General features: G+C 44.3%; 22 protein-coding genes and 3 tRNA genes. 11 read left to right on the top strand and 14 right to left on the bottom strand.

What is annotated here, in order from left to right; all coding sequences use genetic code 11:
- Positions 1-160: 160 nt before the first annotated feature.
- The 5 genes from PG901_RS06015 to PG901_RS05995 form a co-directional block, all read right to left on the bottom strand.
- Positions 161-236: transfer RNA gene (locus PG901_RS06015), tRNA-His, on the bottom strand.
- 38 nt (positions 237-274) lie between these two features.
- A tRNA-Arg gene (locus PG901_RS06010) sits at positions 275-351 on the bottom strand.
- A gap of 93 nt (positions 352-444) precedes the next feature.
- Positions 445-521 (bottom strand) — tRNA-Pro (locus PG901_RS06005).
- Positions 522-767: 246 nt separating this feature from the next.
- On the bottom strand, positions 768-2,360 hold the full coding sequence (locus PG901_RS06000; RefSeq protein WP_271133864.1) for an McrC family protein: 1,593 nt from the start codon (positions 2,358-2,360) through the stop codon (positions 768-770).
- A gap of 18 nt (positions 2,361-2,378) precedes the next feature.
- Positions 2,379-3,875, bottom strand: a complete 1,497-nt coding sequence (locus tag PG901_RS05995) for an McrB family protein (RefSeq protein WP_271133863.1) — start codon at positions 3,873-3,875, stop codon at positions 2,379-2,381.
- A gap of 461 nt (positions 3,876-4,336) precedes the next feature.
- On the opposite strand from PG901_RS05995, the gene PG901_RS05990 reads away from it, so the two are divergent.
- Entirely contained in the window at positions 4,337-5,122 is a 786-nt protein-coding gene (locus tag PG901_RS05990; protein WP_271133862.1) for a DUF4442 domain-containing protein, read from the top strand.
- 74 nt (positions 5,123-5,196) lie between these two features.
- On the top strand, positions 5,197-5,691 hold the full coding sequence (locus PG901_RS05985) for a RidA family protein (RefSeq protein ID WP_271133861.1): 495 nt from the start codon (positions 5,197-5,199) through the stop codon (positions 5,689-5,691).
- A gap of 106 nt (positions 5,692-5,797) precedes the next feature.
- On the opposite strand, the gene gspE is transcribed toward PG901_RS05985, so the two are convergent.
- On the bottom strand, positions 5,798-7,354 hold the full coding sequence (gene gspE / locus PG901_RS05980) for a type II secretion system ATPase GspE (RefSeq protein ID WP_271133860.1): 1,557 nt from the start codon (positions 7,352-7,354) through the stop codon (positions 5,798-5,800).
- Positions 7,355-7,872: 518 nt separating this feature from the next.
- Between gspE and PG901_RS05975 the strand changes: the two genes are divergently transcribed.
- Positions 7,873-8,688 (top strand): thiazole synthase, encoded by an 816-nt coding sequence (locus tag PG901_RS05975; protein WP_271133870.1) that lies wholly within the window; start codon positions 7,873-7,875, stop codon positions 8,686-8,688.
- Positions 8,689-8,906: 218 nt separating this feature from the next.
- Positions 8,907-10,346 carry a WS/DGAT/MGAT family O-acyltransferase gene (locus PG901_RS05970; RefSeq protein ID WP_271133859.1) on the top strand — a complete coding sequence of 480 codons (1,440 nt, stop codon included), beginning with the start codon at positions 8,907-8,909 and terminating at the stop codon, positions 10,344-10,346.
- Between the two features lie 77 nt (positions 10,347-10,423).
- On the opposite strand, the gene PG901_RS05965 is transcribed toward PG901_RS05970, so the two are convergent.
- Positions 10,424-11,251, bottom strand: coding sequence for an inositol monophosphatase family protein (locus PG901_RS05965; protein WP_271133858.1), 828 nt, complete (start codon positions 11,249-11,251; stop codon positions 10,424-10,426).
- A gap of 273 nt (positions 11,252-11,524) precedes the next feature.
- Positions 11,525-13,573: a 1-deoxy-D-xylulose-5-phosphate synthase gene (gene dxs / locus PG901_RS05960; protein ID WP_271133857.1), complete on the bottom strand. Its 2,049-nt coding sequence runs from the start codon at positions 13,571-13,573 to the stop codon at positions 11,525-11,527.
- Positions 13,574-14,170: 597 nt separating this feature from the next.
- Here dxs and ribA point away from each other — a divergent pair.
- The 3 genes from ribA (at position 14,171) to PG901_RS05945 (ending at position 16,657) form a co-directional block, all read left to right on the top strand.
- Positions 14,171-14,854, top strand: coding sequence for a GTP cyclohydrolase II (ribA, locus tag PG901_RS05955; RefSeq protein WP_201629168.1), 684 nt, complete (start codon positions 14,171-14,173; stop codon positions 14,852-14,854).
- Between the two features lie 69 nt (positions 14,855-14,923).
- Positions 14,924-15,892, top strand: a complete 969-nt coding sequence (hemF, locus tag PG901_RS05950; RefSeq protein ID WP_271133869.1) for an oxygen-dependent coproporphyrinogen oxidase — start codon at positions 14,924-14,926, stop codon at positions 15,890-15,892.
- A gap of 294 nt (positions 15,893-16,186) precedes the next feature.
- A complete protein-coding gene (locus PG901_RS05945) occupies positions 16,187-16,657 on the top strand; it encodes a c-type cytochrome (RefSeq protein ID WP_271133856.1) in 471 nt (156 codons plus the stop codon).
- Between the two features lie 131 nt (positions 16,658-16,788).
- On the opposite strand, the gene gloA is transcribed toward PG901_RS05945, so the two are convergent.
- Entirely contained in the window at positions 16,789-17,403 is a 615-nt protein-coding gene (gloA, locus tag PG901_RS05940) for a lactoylglutathione lyase (protein ID WP_271133855.1), read from the bottom strand.
- Positions 17,404-17,517: 114 nt separating this feature from the next.
- Positions 17,518-18,156, bottom strand: a complete 639-nt coding sequence (locus tag PG901_RS05935) for a carbonic anhydrase (protein ID WP_201564647.1) — start codon at positions 18,154-18,156, stop codon at positions 17,518-17,520.
- A gap of 514 nt (positions 18,157-18,670) precedes the next feature.
- Between PG901_RS05935 and potA the strand changes: the two genes are divergently transcribed.
- The 4 genes from potA (at position 18,671) to PG901_RS05915 (ending at position 22,694) form a co-directional block, all read left to right on the top strand.
- Positions 18,671-19,951: a spermidine/putrescine ABC transporter ATP-binding protein PotA gene (potA, locus tag PG901_RS05930; RefSeq protein ID WP_271133854.1), complete on the top strand. Its 1,281-nt coding sequence runs from the start codon at positions 18,671-18,673 to the stop codon at positions 19,949-19,951.
- Positions 19,951-20,829 (top strand): spermidine/putrescine ABC transporter permease PotB, encoded by an 879-nt coding sequence (gene potB / locus PG901_RS05925; RefSeq protein ID WP_201625296.1) that lies wholly within the window; start codon positions 19,951-19,953, stop codon positions 20,827-20,829. The genes potA and potB overlap by 1 nt, the downstream gene beginning before the upstream one ends.
- A complete protein-coding gene (potC, locus tag PG901_RS05920) occupies positions 20,829-21,671 on the top strand; it encodes a spermidine/putrescine ABC transporter permease PotC (protein ID WP_201625295.1) in 843 nt (280 codons plus the stop codon). Before potB ends, potC begins: the two co-directional genes overlap by 1 nt.
- Before the next feature lie 132 nt (positions 21,672-21,803).
- The gene (locus PG901_RS05915) at positions 21,804-22,694 is read left to right on the top strand and encodes a LysR family transcriptional regulator (protein ID WP_201625294.1); all 891 of its coding nucleotides are present in this window, start codon (positions 21,804-21,806) and stop codon (positions 22,692-22,694) included.
- Between the two features lie 84 nt (positions 22,695-22,778).
- On the opposite strand, the gene PG901_RS05910 is transcribed toward PG901_RS05915, so the two are convergent.
- The 4 genes from PG901_RS05910 to PG901_RS05895 form a co-directional block, all read right to left on the bottom strand.
- Positions 22,779-23,150 (bottom strand): CrcB family protein, encoded by a 372-nt coding sequence (locus tag PG901_RS05910; RefSeq protein WP_201619043.1) that lies wholly within the window; start codon positions 23,148-23,150, stop codon positions 22,779-22,781.
- A 58-nt stretch (positions 23,151-23,208) separates the two neighbouring features.
- Positions 23,209-24,267, bottom strand: a complete 1,059-nt coding sequence (gene tsaD / locus PG901_RS05905) for a tRNA (adenosine(37)-N6)-threonylcarbamoyltransferase complex transferase subunit TsaD (protein WP_271133853.1) — start codon at positions 24,265-24,267, stop codon at positions 23,209-23,211.
- A gap of 94 nt (positions 24,268-24,361) precedes the next feature.
- Complete coding sequence (locus PG901_RS05900) at positions 24,362-24,874, bottom strand: c-type cytochrome (protein ID WP_271133852.1); 513 nt, start codon at positions 24,872-24,874, stop codon at positions 24,362-24,364.
- A gap of 106 nt (positions 24,875-24,980) precedes the next feature.
- A complete protein-coding gene (locus tag PG901_RS05895) occupies positions 24,981-25,379 on the bottom strand; it encodes a hypothetical protein (protein WP_271133851.1) in 399 nt (132 codons plus the stop codon).
- Positions 25,380-25,782 lie beyond the last annotated feature (403 nt).

Here is a 25,782-nt window from a genome sequence, read left to right as displayed (position 1 = left end):
GTGGAGTCCTCTTTCGCTTCTAGATAGTTTGCATGGCATGAGAATTTAGAGAGCATGCATGAATATTAAACAGACAGGCACGAAAAAATGCCAGTAATGGCAAATAGAGTTATTTTAATATTTTTTGAATGTAGTGAGGAAAGTAATGCAGAATAAAATATGGGGCGACTGATGGGACTCGAACCCACGACAACCGAGATCACAACCCGGGGCTCTACCAACTGAGCTACAACCGCCATAACTGTTGCCAAAAAGGCAAGATTGACAGGCTAAATGGTGCGCCTGGCAGGATTCGAACCTGCGGCCACCTCCTTAGAAGGGAGATGCTCTATCCAACTGAGCTACAGGCGCTCTTAGAGGACTTTTATATATCTTGGTAAGTTTAGCATAGCAGAAACTAAACCATTATACATAAAAAAAAGCCTGTAAGGCTCTTTAAATAGATGGTCGGAGTGATAGGATTCGAACCTACGACCCTCTGGTCCCAAACCAGATGCGCTACCAAACTGCGCCACACTCCGAAATTTTCTATTATCACGATAGTTTGTTGTTTAACACGTTATCGGTAATGCCGCTAACTTGTTAGTGTTACTTGCTATCGAGGTGCACATATTAAGGGTTAAAGCCGGTTGTGTCAACACTTATTTTTGATTATTTTCAAAGAATCGTTAAACTCTTTTAAAAACCTTAAATCTTCGTGCAAATAGCGCTGACGCAACGTTGATTTTATCAACCATAATACATACTGTCGTTTTCGACAGCGCTCATTATACTACATTTACGTCTGGAAGCAAGCCACCATTTATCTTTCCAGTAATAACATTAAAAGGTATCAGCCATAATCGGGCGGGATTTGACTGCCGGTCAGCTGTTTTATGACAGTCTGTACTCTCATTATAAGCTTGTTGTCTAAGCTCAACGGGTTGCCTGATATCATCTTGCACCGGATAAACCAACCATACTTGCTCGGCGTGGTAAGCCTGCGCATAACTGGTCAACTGATAGGCGTCATTGGCGCTAATCGCACCGGCATGCGCTAGGTGCTTCCATTTCATATCAATCACGTGACTATAATGACCTAAGCTATAATCACCTGCGCTCTCACTCTCACTGACTTCTATATCATCCTGATTTTGCTTCTGACCTAAACCGAGATAATCACCATTGTCAGCAACTGACTTATATATTAATAAATCGGGACGAATAGACAGACACGCCTGCCCTTCTGCGTCGTTTAGCCAGACGCTTTGCGTTTGAAATAAGGGCTTATAAGCCAAATTGACTTGCTGAAACATTGTCGCTATACGCAAGCTTGCCCATTGCTCAAACGCTTGATTCATATCAATCAATAAACATAAGCTTGGCTGAGAGGGATTGAGACTGACTGATGGATTCGGATCAATCCCATTACCAGTATGAGCGTCAGATTGTTGCAAGAGCCAATAAGCCAAATCTAATAACTGCTGCGCCGCTTGTAATTGCTGCCGAGATAAAGGCTGCAGCGCTAACTGGAGTTTTGCTTGCTGATATAACAGCTCGAGCCGCTTCAGCTCATAGCGACTTAATACTGCTACTTGTTGCCACTGCTGTAATGATGGCGGTGATACTGAAAATAGCGGCGCAAGTAAAACCAGCGCGCTTTTAATCAAACGATTACTAAGCATCTCTTGGCTCAGCACACTGCTCTCACAGACGAACTTATGCGGCTGCATACTATTGTGGCGCAGCTGTTCTTTGATAAGCAAGCGACCTTGTAGCGCTGCTTGGTTATGAACTTGCGCCTGATAGTGCTTGGTCGGTCGATAGTGAGACAAACGCTGTAAAAACTGCGCAATCAGCCAGTCTGACAATGGCAGTGCTTTGAGTGGTAGCGCGGCTAACCGATTGCTAAATTGACCTAGGTTTTTTGTATTAGGGAGCTTATTTTTAGAAGGGCTACTATTGGTTAAATCTGCCAACATACCCTGCACCCATTGGCGCGTCCGATTGATAGCGCTAGATTTGGCTGGCTCGTATGGTTGCTGCTGATTGTGCTTAGTAGACGTTTTTGCCATCAACTTGGGCAATATCTCAAGTGTCATACCACTTGGCAATAAAATAATACCAATATAATGGCCAACCTTTAGCTGCCATTGTCCTTGCTGGCGTTTAATGCTAAAAACGGCATATTCTTGCGCCATTAACCAGTGAAAATCCGCTACGTGTACAAAATCATGCGCCGTTAAACGTTGGTGTTCAAACACCGTGATGATATGAGTATCAGTTATAGTTGTATTGACGCTATTAGTACTATTAGCGCTATTAGCACCATTAATACTGCTACCTATCGCTGTATCCTCAGACTGTAATACTCTACTCATCACTAGCTAGCAACCTTGTTAATATAAACGCTGATAGACAAACGGCTTTGTAAACTCAGCGCTGTTATCTAGTAAATCAGTATTAATTTTATAACTGCCCGTACTCATAGACTGACCGAGAAAGGATTGATGTCCTGCAAACAGTTGACTTGGACTATTTGGATTAACCGAATTATTTGCATCATTATTGATGAGCGCTTGGCTATCTTGTATAAGCTGCGCGCTCAGCGGCTGCTGCTCATCTTGAAAGATATACTGCAAAATAGTGACTTGTCCACCCGCGGCTTGCGCCAATTGCGGAATGATTTGTTCAATCAGTGCCGTTTGTAATTGCTCGAGACTATCTACTGACCATAAAAATGCATGACCTAATTGCGCCTCTGCCCCTAGCGTTTGCGCGATGCGATTATTTAAACCCGTTAAGAGTTTCGCTAAATCAATGGCTTCTGTTGGATAACTATTTTCTGTTGGATAACGGCTTTCTGCTGGATTAGCTGTTTTAGAATTAAACGTTTCTGAATTAACTGCTTCTAAGTCTTGATTGAGATAAAGAATAGGCAATAATTCAGGCTGCGGCGGACAGTCAATAAAGCGAAAGCGCCTTCGTAATGCCATATCAAGCGGCGCTAATGAATGGTCTTGGGTGTTCATAGTGGCATAAATATCGACGTTGGCAGGAACGCTAAAGGTTCTCCCTGAATAAGCCAAATTAACCGTCATCGCGTTTGTCATGCCAGCACGTTTGTCTGGCTCAATCAAACTTAATAGCTCGCCAAAGACGCGTGACACGTTAGCCCGATTGATCTCATCAATCAGCATCGCATAACGTTGATCAGGGTCATTGGCAGCGCGTTGGCACAATTTTAAGAATGCGCCGTCTTGAATGGCGTAACTCATTTGGGACGAACTATTCGTTGCAGGACTGGTCGCCGCCATCACCGGGCGGATACCTTCGACAAATTCTTCATAACCATAAGCCTGATGGAAGCTGACCATACTAAAGCGCTGTTGGAGAAACTCTTGATTTTGGCTATTATTCTCGCGCTGTGCTTGTTGAAATTCGGCTAATTGCTGCGCTAAATCGCTTAACAAATCCATGCTTTCTGGGAGCAGATACCATGCGCCGCTATTATCTTTATCAAAATAGGCTTGGCTGGCTCGATTTTTATAACTCACCGTTTGTGAGCTAGCAGGTGTATGCATTTGCAGCACAGACCAAGCGGTATTGCTTAAGTTTTTATCACGCGCATTTTGCGCCGCTTTGCTAACAAAAAACTCATGATTGACAATTTCCGGCACCTTGACTAAGTCCTGTCTTTTGGACTTAAAATCTAAAAATATCAAACAAACGACATCACGCCAGCTTAATTCCTGCAGCAGTTGTCCCAATAAATCCTTGTCATTTATCCTTGGCAGATAATCGGTATATTGCCGCGCGATTTGTAGCAAGCGATAGGTTTTACCCGTACCAGCAACGCCGGTATAAATGATATTGGTCGGTTTTTGAGGAGACATATCCGGCATAGCCTTATCCAGTATTAAAAAATCACGGCAACGATACCTCGGCATTTCAGCCACGTGAAAGTCTAGCTATTATAACGTAGCTCTTTTGCATTAGATTACCTAACATTCAGTGATGCTGTTTTTCAGTCGTACCATTTTTAGCAACCTTACTTTTAGCGACGTTATTACTAATATTTATTGCGAACATTTAAGGTATCGTTACGTTAGTCATATTTTATAAGCTCAGCAGTTCATGTTAATAATAGTAGCGATACGGCACTTAATGTACCATAGTTAGAAATTTACTAAGTTAGAAATGCGCCAGCGTTAAAATAGCTGCTAGGATAAAGCTGGTTACTTTTCTCATTTAGCGCTTATTTTCTAACCATCCGTTAATTAACCCAGTTGGCTAGCCTAATGAACCAACTTCGTTAATTAATATGATTCAACCACTCCAAATTGAGGAATGTTGTATGTCAGGATTATTAAAAAAACTCCCTACCAAGCTGACCAATAAACGAGCAGCCAAAGTAGCTGACAACACAAGATTGCCAGTCGAAAAACCAAATAGCACCTTAAAACCCATCAGCAACCAATTTACCAAGCTGCTATCAGTCACCAAATATTTACCTGCGGGTGCGCGCGCCAGCATTTTATCGAAAGCCTTTGGTAAAGTGGTGCCGTATGTGGGCACAACGGGTATCTATTATGAGACCGTCGACCCCAATCAAGTGGTGGTCAGCTTAAATAATACCAAAGCGGTACAAAACCATATTGGCTCAGTCCATGCCGTTGCCATCACCTTGCTTGCTGAAACCGCAACAGGGTTTATTTTGGGTTTAAACCTACCGTCTGACCGCGTATTATTGATTAAGTCTTATTCGGTGAATTTTTATCGTCCGATTAAAAAAGGTCAAATTGCTGCCGTGGCGTCATTATCAGACGAGCAGCGCTTGGATATTTTGAACACGCCAAAGGGTGAAATGGTAATTCCCTGCGTGATTCATGACCGTGAGTCGGATAGCGACCGTGACCCTATCGTCGTTGAGATGACGTGGGCTTGGATACCCAAATCTGAATTAGAAGCACGTCGTCAAGGTAAAGCCGCTAAAGCGCTAGAGAATAAGCAAGTTGACAATAAAAAAACTGAAGATGAGCCGTCTGAAGACCAACCATCTGAAGACAAACAACCTAAAACAGAGCAACCTGAGAGTGAAGAAAGCAGTAAGCACTCGACGCCAGAACTCGAGAGCAATTAATTTCAATTTGTTAGAGAAGCAAATAGCTACCAAAAAATGGATTTAAGAAATACCACTATAATAAGGAGACAAGCATGTCTATATATATTGATAAACTGACTACTCAATTATCTAAAGCGGTGCTGATTAGCGCCTGTTCATTAGGCTTGGGTTTTGCGGTTACTGCCAATGCCGCGCCAACGACTAATAATGCAACCGTCACCAAATCTAGCCCAGTCTTTCTCGGTGATGGTGGCAATTATCCATTTTCAGAAGCGGTACGTGTCGGCGATACGCTCTATATGTCAGGACAGATTGGTTTTAAAGACGGCAAATTGGTCAAAGGCGGCGTAAAAGCGGAAGCCAAACAAGCGCTCGATAATATCCATGAAACCTTGTTAAAGTACGGCTATCAAAAATCAGACATCGTCAAATGTATGGCGATGCTGACCGATATGGATGATTTTGATGACTTTAATAAAGTCTATAAAGCAGAGTTGGCTAAGCCATACCCTGTACGCTCAGCCTTTGGCGTTTCAGAGCTGGCAGCGGGCGCAAGCGTTGAAGTTGAATGTATGGCCGCGAAATAGCAGCGTTATTACAAATAAACCAAACTAACTTTTTGATTACGCGGTTATTGAGCCAATTGCACTGACTTTTGACTCAATAACCGTTTTGCTCTATACAATCGTTTTTTTATACAATAATAGCATCATCGGTTAGGGCGCTTTCTTTGGTTACCCGCAGTACCTCTTCTAATGTCGTCCGTCCCTCTATGACTTTGCGTAGTCCATCAGCTCGTATCGATGGCGTCTGCTGACGGGCGTATTCTTCTAGCTCGTACTCGGCAGTATTACTATGAATCATCCGGCGCAAGGTATCGTCAATCGGCACCACTTCATAAATTGCCGTCCGCCCTTTAAAGCCTGAATTATTACATTTATCACAGCCAATGGGTTTCGGTAAATTAATAGTATTCTCTACTAATTTTTCAGTAGCCGTACTTTTAGCATTCGACGCTATACCAATTTCAGTAAATAATTTGGCCTGCTCGTTATCAGCAGCTTGCCAGCCATGACAATGTGTACATAATGTCCGTACCAAGCGCTGGGCGACAACACCAATCAGCGATGATGATAATAAGAAAGGCTCAACGCCCATATCCTGCAAACGTGTGACCGCACCGATAGCGGTATTGGTATGCAGCGTTGATAATACCAAATGCCCTGTCAAAGACGCTTGCACGGCAATTTCCGCGGTCTCTAAATCGCGAATCTCACCAACCATCACCACGTCTGGATCTTGTCGCAACATGGCGCGTAAGCTTTTAGCAAAGGTCATATCGACTTTATTATTAACCTGCGTCTGTCCAATGCCATCGAGCTGAAACTCAATTGGATCTTCAGCGGTCAAAATATTACGGGTTTGGTCATTCAAATCAGTTAATGCAGAATATAGCGTCGTGGTTTTCCCCGAACCCGTCGGTCCAGTTACCAAGATAATGCCATGCGGACGATGGATTAAGCGCTTAAGCTCGCTATAGTCATTATCAGATAGACCGAGATACGTCATATTCAGGCGACCTGCTTGCTTATCGAGCAGGCGCATTACTACCCGCTCACCAAAACTTGACGGCAATGTCGATACGCGCACATCGACCTCACGCCCTGCCAGTCTTAAGCTAATACGCCCATCTTGCGGCACGCGCTTTTCAGCGATATCTAATTTGGCCATGACCTTGATACGCGAGACCAGTAACGGCGCCAATTGGCGTTTTGGCGTAATGATTTCTTTGAGCTCACCATCGACACGGAAGCGTACCACTAGCCGCTTCTCAAAGGTTTCAATATGAATATCTGAGGCATTTAAACGTATCGCTTCAGACAACAACGCATTAATCAGACGAATAATCGGCGCATCGTCTTGTTGGTCCATCAAATCTTCCGTTTCGGGGACGCTATCTGCCAAGCTATCAAGGTCAGGATGGTCTTCAAGCCCAGCGGCGATATGCTGCGACTCACCCGTATTACCGGCATAAGCGGCATTCATGCGTTTTTCAAAATCATCAGCGCTAATACTTTCGTAATCTGGTACGCCGCGCACGCCTTGCTGCTGTAAAAACCGTACCGCTTCATTAATGGCGGACAGTGGCGTGGTTTTGGTCAACACCAGTGTCGGCGGCAACTCAGAATCAATGGCAAGAATGGCCAAAATTTGATGGCGTTTTGCAAAACTGTACGGCAGCTGCAGCATAAAGACGACCTAGTGAGTGGCTAATTTAAAAAAGGACTTATAAAACAGCTTTGAAAACAGCTTTGAAAATGGCTTTGAAAACAGCCTTGAAAACACAATCTAATACATGCTAAAAAACACTACTGACCTGACTATTTAAAGCCGCCTGCCTAAATCGTTAAACTGGGTAAAGATTGTCAGTAAGCGCGCATGAGTTTGTTATAATAACATTTTGTTTTATACAAGTAGCAAGGCTTTCATGTGATTTATCGCTTTATCGCTTTATCGCTTTGTCGCTTTGTCGCTTAAGCATCAGTATGATGAGGCTCAAGACAGCACAAGCCTCTGTTTATCCTATGATGACTAGCTATATTTAATTATTGTGTGTTTAATTATTCTGTGTTAATCATTGCTAGTATTGATGCCAGTCTTTGTTCATCACTTTTTGTCACCTTATTCACTACGTCATTAGTCACCTTTGTTCGCCCGCTATTAGGATTATCCTTATGTCACAAGCCGCAAACTCTCCTGCCAATCCAATGTCACTGACGTCACTTTCGCCAGACGCCCTCTTGCAAGACACCTTTACTGTCGGCAGTCGTACATTTTCTTCTCGATTGTTGGTCGGTACCGGTAAATATAAAGACATGGCTGAAACGGGTGCTGCTATTGGTGCCTCAGAAGCTGAGATTGTCACCGTTGCTATTCGCCGTACCAATATTGGTCAAAATAGCAATGAGCCAAATTTATTAGATGTCATTTCACCGGATAAATATACCATTTTGCCCAATACCGCAGGCTGTTTTGATGCCGAAACCGCGATTCGGACGTGTAAGCTTGCTCGCGAGCTATTAGGCGGGCATAATCTGGTTAAGCTAGAAGTTTTGGGCGATGAAAAGACCCTTTATCCAAATGTGATGGAAACTTTAAAAGCGGCAAAAGTGCTAATCGACGATGGTTTTGAGATCATGGTTTATACCTCTGACGACCCTATTGTCGCTCAAGAATTGGAAAGCATGGGTTGCGTGGCGATTATGCCGCTTGGTAGCTTGATTGGCTCTGGCCTTGGTTTGCTCAATCGCCATACCCTAAGTCTTATTATCGAGAATGCCAATGTACCCGTATTGGTTGATGCTGGCGTCGGTACTGCTTCTGATGCCGCGATTGCCATGGAGCTTGGCTGTGATGGCGTGCTGATGAACTCAGCCATTGCCAATGCGCAAAATCCAGTGATGATGGCAAATGCTATGAAACATGCTATTTGGGCAGGACGTCAGGCATTTTTGGCCGGTCGTATGCCGATGCGCAAAATGGCCGCTGCCAGCTCGCCGCAGACCGGATACTTTTTTCAGTAGTTTTTTAGCTTAAACTGCTAAAAATATGGGTTATGGCATAATTAAATAATAAAAGTCCCGTGACCCATGATTTTTATATTAAGATATTTTTGTGACTACTTTTAGGTTTTTAATCGTTTTTGCTAAATGCTTTATCCTAGTTATGCTTTCCCTTTGTTTAACTGAATACCTATTTATTTTATTGCCATTTTTCATTCATCGTCATAAAAGGATTTATTATGCGACTTCTCACAGCAGTCGACCAGTTGTTCTTACTTCTTGAGTCGCGTAAACAACCCATGCATGTTGGGGGTCTATTCCTATTCGAATTACCAGAAAATGCCGATAACAGTTTTGTCTGTCAATTGGTCAAACAGATGCAACACTCTGAGGTGCCACCAACCTTTCCGTTTAACCAAGTGCTCGAGCATTTAATATTCTGGAAAAAAGACAAGCACTTTGATGTTGAGCATCACTTGCATCATGTGGCACTACCAAAGCCCGCCCGTGTACGCGAGCTTTTGATGTACGTTTCAAGAGAGCATGGCCGTCTCTTAGACCGTGCGATGCCGCTATGGGAATGTCACGTCATTGAAGGTATTGAGCCAGAAATCGAAGGCGCTCCTGAGCGTTTTGGCTTATATTTTAAAATCCACCATTCGTTGGTTGATGGCATCGCGGCGATGCGACTGGTCAAAAAATCCTTATCTCAATCACCGACCGAACCGGTTACATTACCAATCTGGTCGTTAATGGCACGCCATCGCAACCAAGTCAATGCGATTCTGCCTAAAGAGCGCTCTGCTTTGGGTATCATTAAAGAGCAAGTTTCTACCATTAAGCCAGTATTTACAGAATTGCTCGATAATTTAAAAAATTATGGCGACGACAGTTATGTCAGCACCTTTGCCGCGCCGATGAGTGTGCTTAATAAACGCATTTCAGCCTCACGGCGCATTGCTGCCCAGTCGTATGAGATACAGCGCTTTAATGATATAGCTGAGCGCTTAAACATCAGTAAAAATGATGTGGTACTTGCTGTTTGTGCTGGTGCTATTCGTCGCTATTTACTATCGATAGACGCGCTACCGAGTAAGCCCTTGATTGCTTTTGTACCGATGTCATTACGTACCGATAATAGCGTTGCGGGCAATCAGTTGTCCTTTGTACTGGCCAATTTGGGCACCCATTTAGACGATCCGTTAAGCAGAATCGAGCTGATTCATCGCAGTATGAATAATGGTAAACGCCGCTTCCGCCGTATGAATCAAGCGCAGGTTATCAATTACAGTGTCGTCTCTTATGCATGGGAAGGCATCAATTTGGCAACCGGTCTGTTTCCTAAAAAGCAGGCTTTTAACCTGATTATCTCTAATGTGCCTGGTTCGGAAAAACCGCTTTATTGGAATGGCGCGCGTCTGCAGTCTTTATACCCAGCCTCTATTGTATTCGACGGTCAAGCGATGAATATCACCCTTGCCAGCTACTTGGATAAGATTGAATTTGGGATTACCGCTTGTAGTAAAGCCTTGCCGCACGTGCAAGATATGCTGATACTAATAGAAGAAGAGTTACAGCTGTTGGAGCGCACCAGTAAAGAGCTTGAGTTCCAAGGGATTACGGTTGAAGATAAAAGTAGCCATAAAGGTAATGGCAAAACAAAAAAGCTGGCTCCATAACGGAACCAGCTTTTTAATATTAAGTTGTCTCAATAACTATACTTAGATGATGCTTAGATTTGACGCTTAGGCGGTGCTTAAAACGCATCACCCCAAGTTGGGACAACCACTTGCATCAATGGTTTTAATAGTTTGATGTTACAAGCGAAAATAGAGCCTGAGATCATCGAGTTGTGCGCGCCTGTATGGTCAACCACCACGCCACGTGCTTCGGTCACGATTAGCTCACCGGCAGCAATATCCCAAGGCTTAATAGACATCTCAAAATAACCGTCAAAACGACCAGCAGCCACATAACATAAATCAAGCGCAGCTGAACCTAAACGGCGAACTTGACCACCTTCTTCAGAGATTTTCTGTAAGCTCTCAAAATGCTGCTTGGCATAAGAGATGACTTCACCATTGCGTTTACGCTCAAGCGGATGACCGGTAGTAAATAAACCACCATCAATCGTTTTACGCTCACTAACGTTGATACGGCGTTGGTTTAAACGCGCGCCTTTACCACGGCTAGCAGAAAACATCTCATCACGGACAGGATCATAGATGACGCCGTGTTGGGTAACGCCTTTATGTTGCACAGCGATAGATACACAAAACTGCGGCACACCATGGACGAAGTTTTTGGTGCCATCTAACGGATCAATAATCCAGCACCAGTCAGCATCTTCGCCGCGACCTTCTTGCATACCAAACTCTTCACCCAAGAACGAATGATTTGGATAGCTGGCTTTTAGGGTCTCAATCGTCAGCTCTTCACTGAAACGATCAATACGGGTGACCAAACCATCAAGTCCTTTAGACTCGATATCTAGCTCGATTTTGTGGCGGTTTTGATGCGCATATAAAATCTCTTTACCGACTTTTTCAGCAGCACGCGCTGCGATGACGACCATGGGTTCCATAAATAACCTATTTGCTTGATGAATGAATACTACTTAAGAGATGTAACTTATAAAATGTACGAAAAATAAAATCTGCTTCAAAACTGACGCATAGTAATAATTAATAAAAACCCATAGCCGCCTAGCAAACCAAATATATGGTTGCCAGCAGTTGTACCGCCCAAGTTTTCAAATAATTCACACCTACGGCAAGTAGGCGAGGTTTAAGCAAGAAACAGACATGCTTTATTTTTCAATCCGCTATTTTAGCAATTTTTTATGAATGATAGTATTTTATTTTAGCAATTGCTGGAGCTGACTGACGACCCCTGCAACATCTAGACCACAATCAGCCATTTGTTCTGCTGGCGAACCATGGGCGATAAAGCGATCAGAGATACCGATATTACAGATAACTGGGTGGCTATTTTTGAAGGCTGGCGATTCGTTAAGTAAATACTCATTTACCGCACTGCCCGCGCCGCCCATAATCATATGCTCTTCTAAAGTAGCGATATGGGTGATGCCTTGCTCGATTAAGGTTTCAAGCAAATGGGTATCTAAAGGTTTTACCCAGCGCATATTTACCACATGTACCTGACAGTGTGATTCTATATTATCGTTAATTAGGCTTTCTGCGGCTTGCTGAGCCGTTGCAACCATCGTACCAAAGGCTAATAATGCCAATTTATTAGGCGCGTCGTCTTGACCTAATACCGACTCTACCACTGCTTTGCCAATGGGATAAACTTGTGCTGGCTGATTAATGACTGCGCCTGTACCAACGCCGCGCGGATAGCGTACAGCCGTGCAGCCTTGATATTCATAGCAAGTATTGAGCAAGTGATAACATTCGTTTTCGTCTTTTGGCGCGGCAATCAGCATATTAGGCACGCAGCGTAAAAAAGCAAAATCGAATACCCCTGCATGGGTTGCGCCATCTTCACCGACCAAACCGGCGCGATCAATGGCAAACATCACGTCAAGGTTTTGTAAAGCCACATCATGGATAAGTTGATCGTAGCCACGCTGCAAAAAGGTTGAATAAATCGCGACGATAGGTTTGACGCCTTGGGTTGCCATTCCACCGGCTAAAGTCACCGCATGTTGCTCAGCAATCGCCACATCAAAAAAGCGTTTAGGAAATTGACGGGCAAACTCAATCATTCCCGAGCCTTCTTCCATCGCTGGGGTAATGGCAAGCAATTTCTCGTCAGTAGCAGCTTTATCGCATAAAAACTGGCCAAATACTTGCGAGTATTTTAATAGCAGTGTGCTGGTTGTTAAACTGTCTTTTACTGCTTCCTTCTGGCTATCTTCAGCAGGTAATTTACTGATAGCGTGATAGCCGACTGGATCTAATTCGGCAGGCGCAAAACCTTTACCTTTGGTGGTATAAATATGGACTAAAACAGGGCCTTTTAATTGCTTGGTAAGCGATAGTACGCGCAGCAGCTCAGGGATATCATGCCCATCAAACGGACCAAAATAGGTAAAACCAATTGCTTTAAATAAATTGTCTTCTAATTGCGGGACATCACGCAGCTCTTTATGACGCTTACGGCGGTCAAAGGCTTGCATATCAGGGCGCTGACACAGTACTGGCTCGCCTGTATCAGAGATATCAACCTGATATCCTGATTCCCATAGCGTCGCTAAATGCCGCGAGAAGCCACCGATAGAGCAAGATATTGACATATCATTGTCATTTAAAATCACTAGCAAATCAGCATCTTGTTGTACGGCGTCATTCATCGCTTCAAACGCCATACCACCGGTCATCGCCCCATCACCAATAATACAGGCAACCGTTTGTTTAAGGCCTTGGTAACGAAGCGCTAAGCTCATACCCAAAGCTGCTGAGATAGACGTCGATGAATGCCCAACCCCAAAAGTATCGTAAACCGACTCAGCGCGTTCAGGAAAAGCGGTCAAACCGTCTTTTGAGCGAATGCTGCCAAGCTTATCACGGCGACCGGTCAATACTTTATGGGCATAGGCTTGATGACCTACATCCCAGACAATCTGATCTTGCGGCGCATCTAGCAGATAATGCAGCGCAATGGTCAACTCAATCACGCCTAAATTGGCACCAAAATGACCGCCACTTTGACCGGCTGAATAAAGCAAAAAAAGCCGTAGCTCATCCGCTAAGGTGATTAGCTGACTCTCGCTAAACGCTTTTAAATCAATCGGTGCGTCTACCGTATCAAGTAGCGGCGTATGCGGACGCTCACGTGGAATTGCTGCATACGTTTGCTGCAGGTTTGATAGCGGTGCAGCAGAATCAATGGCTGACGCAGATAATGACTTAGACTGTGGGGAATGAGTTGACTGCTGCATAGAACGTACGATACCTACCAATCTGCTGACAAGATGCTACCTTAGACAGTGGCTATTACTAGCAACTGTCTAAGTGGCGTTAATAATAGCGCGGCATCATAAAATACTTGATACCACAGGCTATATAATTATTGATACAGCTTTTAATATAGCTGTGAATAACGAAAAATACGCTATTTAATATAAGGCGTTACTTTTAATCTTATGTTGCTTTTAATCTTATAATGCTAAAGATGTTAGCAATGCTGTTATAAATCATGGCAATGTTTAATGATGATGCTTAATGACAATGTTTACCATGCTCAATGATTTTGCATACATATCGGACCTTGGTGACGACATAGTAATGTAAGGGCAAAGACTTGTCACTGTATCCGTCAAAATAGTATGGCATAATAGCATTTATTTTTAATTGTCGCTTTAATCATCGTGCGCCGTCTGTGAACTTTGTGTGTTTTTCCAATAAATATCAGCCACCTGCTATTTGAATCAGCAGCGCCTAGGCAATACCTTAGTTATTATTATAAAGCTTTAACAGATACCACAAAGCTTAAATAGACCTCTAGCGCCACGATGATCGGCTTATGCAGGACATTAATGTCATATCAATTTATTACTACTGCCAAACTACCTACTCGTCACGGCGAGTTTGATATTCATATCTTTGAAAATGAAGACGGTCAAGAGCATGTCATGCTGACCGTAGGTTTACCTGTGGTCAATCAAGCTGATGCTTTAAATCAGGCTGATACGGCGCTAAACCAACAAGGCGCGGCGCCAGCAGAGCCCCTCATCCCGCTGATACGTATTCATTCGGAATGTCTCACGGGTGATGCCTTTAGCTCGCTAAAATGCGACTGTGGTCCACAGCTAAACACTGCCATGCACGCGATACAAGAGACTGGCTGCGGGGCAATATTATACCTGCGTCAAGAAGGTCGCGGGATTGGTCTGACCAATAAAATCCGCGCTTATGCCTTGCAAGATCAAGGTCATGATACCTTAGATGCCAATCTCATGTTAGGCTTACCGGCTGATGCGCGCGTTTATGATATGTGCGGGCCGATGCTTGCCCATGTCGGTGTTGATAGCGTACGCTTGATTACCAATAACCCCGATAAAGTCGCTTATTTAACGCAGCATGGTATCGATGTTGTTGAACGAGTGCCCTTATTGGTTGGGGTTAACGATATGAATGCTGAATATCTAGCAACCAAACGCGATCGTATGGGTCATCTACTAGATAAAGACTTTAATACTGCCTTACACCTTAATAAATAGTAAATAATTAGATATTTTATGAGTATGCCAAATATAGAGAGTAATACCAATCCTCTCACAACAGATTCTATGTCAAATGCAACAACGACACCGACCCATAACGACATCATGCGTGTGCGTGAGTTTCTGGTCGATTTGCAAGCCCGTATCTGTCAAGCATTAGAAGCGCAAGAGCGTGATGGCAGTAGCAATGATAAACCAGCTACTTTCGTGCCTGACGACTGGGAACGCCCTGAAGGCGGCGGCGGTCGCTCGTGCGTCCTAGCCGATGGCGAGGTGATTGAAAAAGCGGGTGTGATGTTCAGTCATATCCATGTCCATAACCTACCCGCCTCGGCAACTGCGCGCCATCCTGATATCGCTGGTCGTAAAGCACAAGCGATGGGTGTATCACTGGTCGTACATCCTAAAAACCCCAACGTCCCAACCAGCCATGCCAACGTGCGTTTATTCGTAGCAGAAAAAGAGGGCGAAGATCCTATTTGGTGGTTTGGCGGCGGTTTTGATTTGACGCCATTTTATCCAGTGTTGGCTGACTGCGTGCATTGGCATCAGGTCTGTCATGACCTTTGCGCTCCCTTTGGCGATAGCGTCTATCCTGACTTTAAACAATGGTGTGATGAATATTTCCATCTGCGTCATCGTGATGAGCAGCGCGGTATTGGTGGTTTATTTTATGATGACGTCAATCTTGAGAGTCGTGGCTGGGATTTTGAGACCTGCTTTAATTTTATGAAGGCTGTCGGTAATGGCTACCTTGAAGGTATATTGCCCATCTTTGAGCAGCGTAAAAATGCTCCATATACCGAAGCCCAACGCGAATTTCAACTCTATCGCCGTGGACGCTATGTCGAATATAACCTCGTTTATGACCGCGGCACCCTGTTTGGGCTACAGAGTAATGGACGCATCGAATCTATCTTAGTCAGCATGCCACCGCTTGCCAGTTGGCATTATCGCTTTGAGCCTACTGAAGGGTCGCCTGAGTTTGAATTGACCGATTTTTATCTAAAACCTCGTGATTGGTTGACTTTGTAATCATCATTGGCATAATAAACCATAGACGGCATCAATGTTTACATCAGTAATAGGTTATTTTTAATCTGTATAAGCTATAAAATAACAAGGGTCAGCGATAGATGCTGACCCTTGTTATTTAAGCAACAGCGATATGGATTAAAAACAGGCTATTAAGTACAGAGCAGATATCGTCGTCTTTAATACTTAAAACAACAACATAACATTTATTTTAATAGTCGCAATTTAATCAGGTGGCGAGCATGCAAATGCTACGGCGCCTTTTTATTAGCCACGTATAAAGGAGCAATACAGATGGCACAGGTTTCTAATAACAAATCATTTAAGTCTATCGTTGGCATCACCTTAATGGCAGCTGCTTTAGGTCTGACGGCTTGTAGCACGCCAGTTGACCCTGACGTTAAAGCGCGCCAAGACAGCATGAAAAGCTGGGGCGATGCAATGGGTATCATGGGTGATATGGCTGAAGCACCTGATACGTTTGATGCCGAAGTATTTAAAGAACAAGCGGCATTTTTGGCGAAGGACTCTGCCAGCCCTTGGAGCCATTTTGAAAACCAAGAAGCGACGGGTAACGCCACTGAAGCGGTTTGGAGCAACGTTGATGGTTTCCGTACTAAAGCAGATAACTTTCAAAAAGCCACTGCTGAATTAAATACCGTGGCACAAACAGCGACCAGTATGGATCAGGTCCTACCAGCATTCGGTCAAGTGGGTGAAAGCTGTAAATCATGCCATACCGACTTTAAAGTGAAAAAAGACTAATAAGCCTTTGCTATCACCAATAAAAAAGCCGCTATTTTAACGATAGCGGCTTTTTTATTGGTGATTTCTCAAACCTACAAACTTGTTTAGATAATCCATCTTATTAATAGGTCTATCAAACTTTTAAAAAATTAGCCCATTAAATCTGCTTGCACGATTTCAATCCAGTAGCCGTCAATATCTTTAATAAAGACGATATTTTTCATACTGCCCTCATCTGGGCGTTTTTTAAACTCAACGTTATTTTCATCGAACCAAGCAACCGCTTCATCCAAATTGGGCACACTAAAGCAAATATGACCAAAACCTTGCGGTTCAGCATTGCCATCATGATAACTAAAATCCGCTTGGGTCTCGGTGCCATAGTTATGAGTCAATTCTAAAATACCGCGTTGACGGAAGGCAAAAATCTCTAAATCAGCACCAGCTGGCAAGTTTTCACGCTCGCTTTCAGTCAGCTTGGCCAAGAAGTACAAATCAAAACCCATCGCTGGGAATTTTTTCACCGCCAATAAGGTCATTCCTAAGACGCCGGTATAAAAAGCCAATGACTTAGCAGGATCTTTTACCCTCAGCATCGTATGATTAAAGGTATAGCCTGTGGTTTGAGCTGAAATCGGCTGAACGCCGTCAGTTTTTACACTGCTTGCAGGTTGGGCTATGGCGTTTTGATGATTAGTTGCTTGGTTATTAACTGCTTGGTTACCTGTTTCTTGATTGCTAATTAAGCTTTCTGAATCAGTCATAATTTCCCCAATATTTCAGTATTTTTAATCGTTAATAGTGGATACGGCGTCGATGTTATCGCGTATCAGCCAGCCGTATCCTAACTATGATAGACATTTCATGCTAAATGTCTATTAAACATCTAAAAACCGTACCTTGCCTGTCTCTAAATTATACTCGGCACCCACAACAAGCAGCTGACCGCTATTGGTTAGGTCTTCTAGCGCGCGCGAACCATGTTTTAATTGGCTAACCGACATGCGTACATTGGCGCGGATAGAGCGATCGACCAGCTCATCTGCATCGACATCTTGACCATTGGCAGTAGCAAGTTCATGCAAGTTATAGACGCTGGGACGGATACGATCAACGATTGATTGCAAGTTTGGTGAGTAGTTTTGCTCAGGATTAATCAGCGCCTCAACACATGCGGTCACCGCGCCGCAATGCGAATGCCCAAGCACTACCACCAACTTGGTGCCAAATTTTTCGGCGGCAAACTCAACCGAACCAATTTGCGATGGCGCAACCACATTGCCCGCCACGCGTATGACAAACAAATCGCCCAAGCCCTGATCAAATACAATCTCAACCGGCACACGTGCGTCCGAGCAGCCCAAAATAATCGCTAACGGGTCTTGATCACTGATTAATTCTGGACGTTTTTGGGTACAAGGGTCGGTGCTGGTCAAACTATCGACATAGCGTGCATTGCCTTCTTTAAGCAGCGCTAATGCTTCTTGACCAGTTTTTGGGCGGGTATCGTTAGGCATAAAAAGGGATCCTTGATTATTAATGTGGGTAATATTCTAATTGCGCTAGCGTACTGCTTTTGACGTTGACTTATCTTTAAGCTCAGCCGTTTGCTATGGCAAATATCACTGTATTTAGCATACATAAAATGATTGTATAGGAAGCAAGCCAAAAAAATGGTAAAAATTCTTTATTTTAATATCACTCGTTACTTTGCCACTTTATTAACAACCATGAGATAACTTTGGCACATAGATACAGCCCCTATGCTAAAAACGAACAAGCGCTACCAACCAACGGATAACGAACTTGCACTAATTTACCGCAAGGGTTTGTTATAATACCCAGCAAGCAGACCCCATATAGCCATCGCTTATCGCCATGCTAAATAACGTGCGATACCAAATGACTCAATAAGCCATTAGCTACCTTAAATAATTCGTTAAACCAAAAAGCCATTATGCTACTGACATTGCTGACAGTATCTAATATTCATAACGCTACTGAGCGTTTGGTATTTTAGGAATCAACCTTATGACCGAATCAAATTTACAGACGCAGTCCACGCCTGCCTCAACCCATACTGACAAGGTGCTGCTGCAACTGACTGGTCTAAAAAAAATCTATGACCAAACCGAAGTATTAAAGGACATTAACCTTGATATTCAGCATGGTGAATTTATAACCTTGCTTGGTCCATCAGGCTGCGGTAAAACGACTTTATTACGGTTGATTGCCGGTTTTGAGCAGCCTAATGCTGGGGCGATTTATCTCGATGGCGTCCAGATGGCAGGCTTGCCCGCGGATAAGCGTCCGGTCAATACCGTGTTTCAGCAATATGCGCTATTTCCGCATATGACGGTGGCGCAAAATGTCGCATATGGGCTTAAACTTAAAAAAGTGCCAAAAGATGAAATTCAAACGCGGGTGCGTGAGATGCTAGCGATGGTACAACTTGAGCATTTAGCCAACCGCAAACCGCAAGATTTGTCTGGTGGTCAGCAGCAGCGGGTGGCGATTGCGCGCGCGGTGATTAATCGTCCTAAACTATTATTGCTCGATGAGCCTTTATCGGCGCTCGACCATAAGCTGCGTCTGCAAATGCAATCTGAGCTTAAACGTCTGCAACGGGAGCTTGGCATTACTTTTGTCTTTGTCACCCACGATCAAGAAGAAGCGCTGTCGATGTCAGACCGCATTGCGGTAATGAAAGACGGCAGATTTCAGCAAATTGGTACGCCGATTGAGATTTATGAAACCCCTGCCAATTTATTTACCGCCAAATTTATCGGTGAGACCAATTTATTTAAAGCAGAAGTCAAAGGCGTTTATCCTGAACAGCCCGATCGTGATGGGCGCGTGACCAATGGGCGGATTGAAGTCGAGGTCTGCGAGGCGCAAGCGCAAGAGGGTCCGACGACCTTACGTAATCTGCGCCGTCCTGACTTTGCCAATGACGTGCAAGTTGGCGATATCGTCAATTTATTGCTACGTCCGGAAGATTTGCGCATTTATGATCCCAATGATAAAGAGCATGGCGGCTTACTTGGGCGGGTAATTGAAAGTAATTATAAAGGCAGCACCTTAGACTCGATTATTGAGTTGACTAACGGTCATATTATTAAAGCCTCGGAATTTTTTGATGAAGATGACCCAAGTTTTGATTATAAGCTGAATGAAGGCGTCAAAGTATCGTGGGTAGATGGCTGGGAATGGGTGTTGCCAGAAGAACAAGATGGTACACTTGATAGCGGCATTGATAATGGAATGAATAATAGCACTAGCAAATTAGCTGCCCAAAAGGATATCAGCTAATGGCGCGTCCTAACTTAAGCAACAACAGCCCTTTTCGTACTGCAACGCTATGGCTGATTTGGGGTTGGCTACTCATCTTTGCCTTATTGCCAAATATACTGGTGATTGCGGTCAGCTTTTTGACCCGTGATAGCACAGCTTTTATTAGTTTGCCGGTCACTATCGACAGCTATGTGCGCATGATTGACCCACTTTATTTCGATGTCTTTGTGCATTCATTATGGATGGCGGGCATCACTACGGTCATCTGCTTATTACTCGGCTACCCGTTTGCTTGGTTTGTATCTCGAGTCAGTAAACGCTGGCAGCCACTGTTGATGCTCATGCTGATACTGCCATTTTGGACCAACTCCTTGGTACGAACTTATGCGCTAAAACTCTTATTTGCCAGTAATGGCTTGATTAATAAATCCTTATTAGCAATCGGCATCATCGATGCGCCCATTGATATTTTATATACCCAAGGCGCAGTCATTGCGGGTTTAACTTATTTGTTATTTCCTTTTATGGTGCTGCCTTTATATGCGGTATTTAGCGACTTACGCAATGATATGCTGCTTGCTTCGCAAGATTTGGGTGCTTCAAAACGACAAACCTTTTGGCATGTGGTATTACCCTTAACCACACCGGGGATTATCTCAGGGGTGCTGTTGGTACTACTGCCAGCGATGGGTATGTTTTACGTCGCCGATATTTTGGGCGGCTCGCGTAATTTACTCGTTGGTAATATTATCAAAAACCAGTTTTTAGATGCGCGTGATTGGCCATTTGGTGCGGCCGCCAGTGTACTATTAACGCTTGCCATGGCGGTATTATTACTCGCTTATCGCGCCAGTAGCCGCCGTATTGGCAAGACTGATTTTAGCGAGGTGGCTTAATGTCTGGTAATTCATCTAATAACTCGTCAATCAATAGCTCACCCATAAAAGCCAAACGCTCTATCAAGCGACCTAGTATCGGCAGTATAGCCGCCAAAGGCTATCTCGGTCTGATTTACACTTTATTATATCTGCCCATCATCGTATTGGTGGTGATGTCATTTAATAAGTCAAAAATTGGCTATAACTGGGGCGGCTTTAGTTTAAAGTGGTACGAGTCGCTATTTAACAATCAGGCGATGCTTGATGCCTTTTGGCATTCTATTGTGCTGGGCTTGGTTGCCGCCACGGTTTCCACCGTTATCGGCACCCTGACTGCACTGGCGCTACATCGCTATGACTTTCGCGGTAAAGGGCTGCTAAACGGGCTGCTATTTGTGCTGATGATGTCGCCTGAGATTGTCCTAGCAATATCGCTATTGGCGCTGTTTTTATTAATCGGACTGCAGCTCGGTTTTGTCTCGCTGCTACTGGCGCATATTACTTTTTGCCTGCCGTTTGTCGTTATAACCGTCTTTGCGCGTTTAAGTAGTTTGGATGAGCGTTTAATGGAAGCAGCGCGAGATTTGGGTGCTAGCGAATCTATGATGGTACGTACGGTCTTGATTCCAGTGATTTTCCCTGCGGTGATGGCAGGTTGGTTGCTTGCCTTTACCTTATCGCTTGATGATGTGGTGGTATCGACCTTTGTCACCGGCCCTAGCTATGAGATTTTGCCATTACGTATTTATTCTATGGTACGCGTGGGACTTAAGCCTGAGGTCAATGCTATTGGGACAATTTTACTCGTCGCTTCGTTAATTTTGGTGGTTATCTCGCAATTGCTCCTACGTCGGCGCTGATGTTAAATTTTACTTTAATAACAGCTTTAACATCATTAGATAAAAAGCTTTAACCGTTTTTTCAGCCTTTATTTTTAAACCTTTATAAGTCGCAATTTCTCATTTTTTTAACGTCAGTGGTTAGGTCATTTTATGCTAGAGCTTCGTCATCTTAATACACTAACTGCGCTGCGAGCCCATGGCTCATTGGCCGCTGCTGCCGATGAGCTGCATGTCACCGCCTCTGCGGTCTCCCATCAGTTAAAAGAGCTGGAAAATTACTACGATATCAGTTTGGTCAACCGTCGCACGCGTCCGCTGACTTTTACGCCAGCGGGCAAAACGGTATTGGCGCTGGCAGACAGTATCATGCCGCAGGTTACGCGCACCAAAGCAAACTTAAAACGCTTAGCCCATGGTCAAGCGGGCAGATTGCGCTTAGCGTCTGAATGTCATAGCTGCTTTGATTGGTTGATGCCGATTCTCAATCACTATCGCCGCGAATGGTCGGATGTCGAATTGGATTTCGCTACCGGTTTTGAGCCTGAGCCGCATCATTTATTGATGGAAGGTGATATCGATTTATTGATTACCACCAGTAATTTACCAATAGAAGGTATCAGCTATCAGCCATTATTTGAGTATGAGAGCCGTTTGGTACTATCGCCTACCCATGACTTGGCTGAGCAGGCATTTATCCACGCCAAAGACTTGGTTGATGAAACCTTGATTGCCTATCCGGTGGAAGCTAAGCGCCTCGATATCATTGCTAATTTTATGACGCCAGCACAGGTCAGCTTTAAAAGCATGCGTACCACCGAACTGACTGCGATGCTTATTCAGTTGGTTGCTAGTGAACGCGGGGTGGCGGCATTACCTGATTGGGTGGTCGCTGAATATGAGAAAAAAGGCTGGGTGGTTTCGCGGCCATTAGGCAGTGGCGTCTACTGTCAGCTCTATGCGGCGACGCGCACCTCGAGCCAAGATACGGCGTATATGCAAGGGTTTGCGAGTTTATTAGAAGGGATTGTAAAACCGGTATAGCTAGTGCTTTTTTTAAAAAGTTGTTTAAAAAAAGAGCCGTATTAAAAATTAATATGGCTCTTTTTTATTGCTGCATTTTTATTATTACAAAACCAACTTAAAGAAATAAAAGCCAATTGCCGTTGCTAATAACGTCAGCCCCACATGTAGCCCAATCAGTCCTAAGCCCGCAAGCAGTTTGCCATTATGGATAAAGGTAAATACTTCGACGCTAAAGGTGCTAAAAGTTGTCAGCCCGCCCAAAAAACCAGTTATCACAAACAGTCTAATATTGGGAGACAAGCCGCTGCCCACTCGTTCAAACCACACCAAGGCTAGCCCTATCAATAGCCCACCTAAGACATTAGCGCCAAGCGTCCCAAGTGGTATCCAGTGATGCAGCGGATTAAAACGCGCCAGCCACCCTCGCAGGCAAGCGCCAATAGCAGCACCTAGTCCAATTGCAAGCCACTGCATAAGTTATCCTTGAGTGAGATAAAGTTTAATAAATTGGATACAAGCGACTTTTTAGCGCTTATACCGCAGGCAACTCGGTCATCGGCCAACGTGGTACGCAGCTGACAGCCAAATCATCTGCTTGACCCGCTTGCAAACGCTCGTAACCTGCATAGGCAATCATCGCCCCATTATCGGTACATAAAGCTGGTGGCGCGTAATGAACCGTAGCATTTATTTTAGCAAGCTCGCTTTCTAAGGTTTCACGCAAATGGCTATTAGCACTGACGCCGCCTGCAATAACCAAGCGATTCATATCGACCTGTTTAAGGGCTTTGACGCATTTTTTCACCAAGGTATCGACCACGGCATGCTGGAAACTGGCAGCAATATCGGCGCGAACTTGCGGATCACTAGCAGAGCCATTGCCCGAGCCCCCTGAGAATGGGGTGTCCTTGATAAGATTATGTACCGCAGTTTTCATACCGCTAAAAGAAAAATCCAAACCACGATGGAGCATTGGACGCGGTAAATTATAGGCATTTTGATTGCCCGTTTCCGCTAATTTAGCGATGTTTGGACCGCCCGGATACGGCAAACCGAGCATTTTCGCCGCTTTATCGAAACACTCACCCGCCGCATCATCGATGGACTCACCAAGGATTTCATATTGTCCGATACCGTGTGCGGCAATCAGCAAAGTATGACCACCAGAAACCAGTAACGAGACAAACGGAAAAGCTGGCGGATTAGCACCCATGAGCGGCGCTAATAAATGCCCTTCCATATGGTGAATACCAATCGCTGGTACGTCCAAACCATAAGCCAAGCTGCGACCAAATAATGCGCCCGTCATCAGCGCACCGATAAGCCCCGGACCTTTAGTATAAGCAATAGCATCAATCTCATCTTTAGTGATATCACATTGCTCTAGCAATTCGTTAAACAAAGGCACCAGCTTACGAATATGGTCGCGGCTGGCAAGCTCGGGCACCACACCGCCATAAAGGGCGTGCAGCTCTATTTGTGAATACAGTACCTGCCCTAGCAGACCTTTATTGTCGCTCGTTATCTGCTCGCTATCAAAAATCGCCAGACCAGTCTCATCGCAAGAGGTCTCTAAACCCAATACTTTCATCTATATGCCTTTATATTTGCCTTGTAGCATTAATAAAAAACCGCCACTGTTAGCTTACAATGGCGGTCAGTCGAGCAAATTTCAACAAGCAGAGTTAACTGGCTGCAGCGACCATATAATCAACTGCGGCATGCACTTGCGCTTCACTTACTTCAGCATTTGCCTGCGCCGGCATTTTGTTAAAGCCTTTTGCAGAATGCATACGTAGCGTATCTATGTCTTTAGCAAGGTGCGGCGCCCAATCTTCTTTATTACCAAATTTCGGCGCTTCTAACAAACCGCTTTCATGGCAAACCTTACACTGTTTTTCATACAGCTTTGCACCAGCATCAGCGGCTAACACTTCTGTCTCAGCAGCAGCTGCAGGCTCGGCTTCTACTGCTTCAGTTGCTTCTGCTTCAACGGCAGGTTCAGTGGCTACTTCAGTTTCTGCAACTGGCGCTTCAGGCTCTACAACCACTGTCTCTGTTTCATTGACAGCAGCAGGTTCTTCAGCTGCCGTATTGTCGCCGCCACTACAAGCACTGAGTGTTAATAACGCACTAAGACTCAGGCCAGACAGCACCAATTTCACAACTGATTTTTTCTTCATGGTATTTTGTTTCATGGTTATTCCCTCGTCTATAGCTTGTTAGTAAAACAGCTTGTTAATAAAATAGCTGGCTAGTGGCTGTCGCTACCTTCATCACAACGTACTTTTATCGTAAAAGCTACTAATTCGCTACTGCTGTCGCATCTGTAGTGGCTGCATCCGTAGCTGGCGCCTCTGCACTTTTAGTCTCAGTTTCAGTACTAGCCACTTCGGTATCCGCGCCTGCAGTTGCAGTATCTTCTGATGTAGCAGCAGCGCCTGCTTCTGTGCTAGCTGTGGTGGATTCAGTACTTGCCGCGGCGTCTGCTTCAGCCGCTGGCATTGGCGCTGTTTCTGGGAAATTCAGCTCTTCTGCTTCAGGTGCGTTTTTACGCGCAAGCTCTGCTGCTTCATCGACGCGGTCTTTTGCTAAGACTTCGTGCGACTCGCCTTCTTTATCCCCACTGCAAGCACTGATACCAAAGCCAAGGGCAACGATAAATGCTGTGCTTAGCGCCGTGTTTAGTACTGATTTCTTCATTGCAACATCCTTAATAAAGTGCACATAAAACGATTGATATTATGCAAATTATCATAGCATAAACTCTGCCTAAACCGTTATAGACAGTAGGGTTTTTTATTTCTGTTTGTACCATGCAGCAAATTTATCCATTCATACACTTTTAAGGAGCACTATGTTAAGGGCAAGCAAATCATGAGTCTAAATGAGTTACGACCGTTATTGCTGATAATAGCGTGCAACTTAATGATAATTATGGATTAATGCGCAAAAGCCTTTGACTTTACTGCCATTTTTGATTAAAATAAGCGCCCTTGTGCTATTGCGCAAGACTATCCTAGTTTGAGCTGATGCCGATAATCTTGAGATATTACGGCTAAATACTAATACACAGCCAAACTAATGCCCTTACATCTCATCCTAA

The organism is Psychrobacter sp. ANT_H3, from assembly GCF_027919975.1.
GTDB classification, from domain to species: domain Bacteria; phylum Pseudomonadota; class Gammaproteobacteria; order Pseudomonadales; family Moraxellaceae; genus Psychrobacter; species Psychrobacter maritimus.
The sequence above is the reverse complement of the archived record's forward strand: the minus strand, read 5'-3'. Positions and strand labels throughout refer to the sequence as shown.

Coding starts and splice junctions, on each gene's coding strand:
- PG901_RS06000 (WP_271133864.1), bottom strand. CDS start 2,360: ATGAGTAGAGTATTACAGTCTGAGGATACAGCGATAGGTAGCAGTATT.
- PG901_RS05995 (WP_271133863.1), bottom strand. CDS start 3,875: ATGTCTCCTCAAAAACCGACCAATATCATTTATACCGGCGTTGCTGGT.
- PG901_RS05990 (WP_271133862.1), top strand. CDS start 4,337: ATGTCAGGATTATTAAAAAAACTCCCTACCAAGCTGACCAATAAACGA.
- PG901_RS05985 (WP_271133861.1), top strand. CDS start 5,197: ATGTCTATATATATTGATAAACTGACTACTCAATTATCTAAAGCGGTG.
- gspE (WP_271133860.1), bottom strand. CDS start 7,354: ATGCTGCAGCTGCCGTACAGTTTTGCAAAACGCCATCAAATTTTGGCC.
- PG901_RS05975 (WP_271133870.1), top strand. CDS start 7,873: ATGTCACTGACGTCACTTTCGCCAGACGCCCTCTTGCAAGACACCTTT.
- PG901_RS05970 (WP_271133859.1), top strand. CDS start 8,907: ATGCGACTTCTCACAGCAGTCGACCAGTTGTTCTTACTTCTTGAGTCG.
- PG901_RS05965 (WP_271133858.1), bottom strand. CDS start 11,251: ATGGAACCCATGGTCGTCATCGCAGCGCGTGCTGCTGAAAAAGTCGGT.
- dxs (WP_271133857.1), bottom strand. CDS start 13,573: ATGCAGCAGTCAACTCATTCCCCACAGTCTAAGTCATTATCTGCGTCA.
- ribA (WP_201629168.1), top strand. CDS start 14,171: ATGTCATATCAATTTATTACTACTGCCAAACTACCTACTCGTCACGGC.
- hemF (WP_271133869.1), top strand. CDS start 14,924: ATGTCAAATGCAACAACGACACCGACCCATAACGACATCATGCGTGTG.
- PG901_RS05945 (WP_271133856.1), top strand. CDS start 16,187: ATGGCACAGGTTTCTAATAACAAATCATTTAAGTCTATCGTTGGCATC.
- gloA (WP_271133855.1), bottom strand. CDS start 17,403: ATGACTGATTCAGAAAGCTTAATTAGCAATCAAGAAACAGGTAACCAA.
- PG901_RS05935 (WP_201564647.1), bottom strand. CDS start 18,156: ATGCCTAACGATACCCGCCCAAAAACTGGTCAAGAAGCATTAGCGCTG.
- potA (WP_271133854.1), top strand. CDS start 18,671: ATGACCGAATCAAATTTACAGACGCAGTCCACGCCTGCCTCAACCCAT.
- potB (WP_201625296.1), top strand. CDS start 19,951: ATGGCGCGTCCTAACTTAAGCAACAACAGCCCTTTTCGTACTGCAACG.
- potC (WP_201625295.1), top strand. CDS start 20,829: ATGTCTGGTAATTCATCTAATAACTCGTCAATCAATAGCTCACCCATA.
- PG901_RS05915 (WP_201625294.1), top strand. CDS start 21,804: ATGCTAGAGCTTCGTCATCTTAATACACTAACTGCGCTGCGAGCCCAT.
- PG901_RS05910 (WP_201619043.1), bottom strand. CDS start 23,150: ATGCAGTGGCTTGCAATTGGACTAGGTGCTGCTATTGGCGCTTGCCTG.
- tsaD (WP_271133853.1), bottom strand. CDS start 24,267: ATGAAAGTATTGGGTTTAGAGACCTCTTGCGATGAGACTGGTCTGGCG.
- PG901_RS05900 (WP_271133852.1), bottom strand. CDS start 24,874: ATGAAACAAAATACCATGAAGAAAAAATCAGTTGTGAAATTGGTGCTG.
- PG901_RS05895 (WP_271133851.1), bottom strand. CDS start 25,379: ATGAAGAAATCAGTACTAAACACGGCGCTAAGCACAGCATTTATCGTT.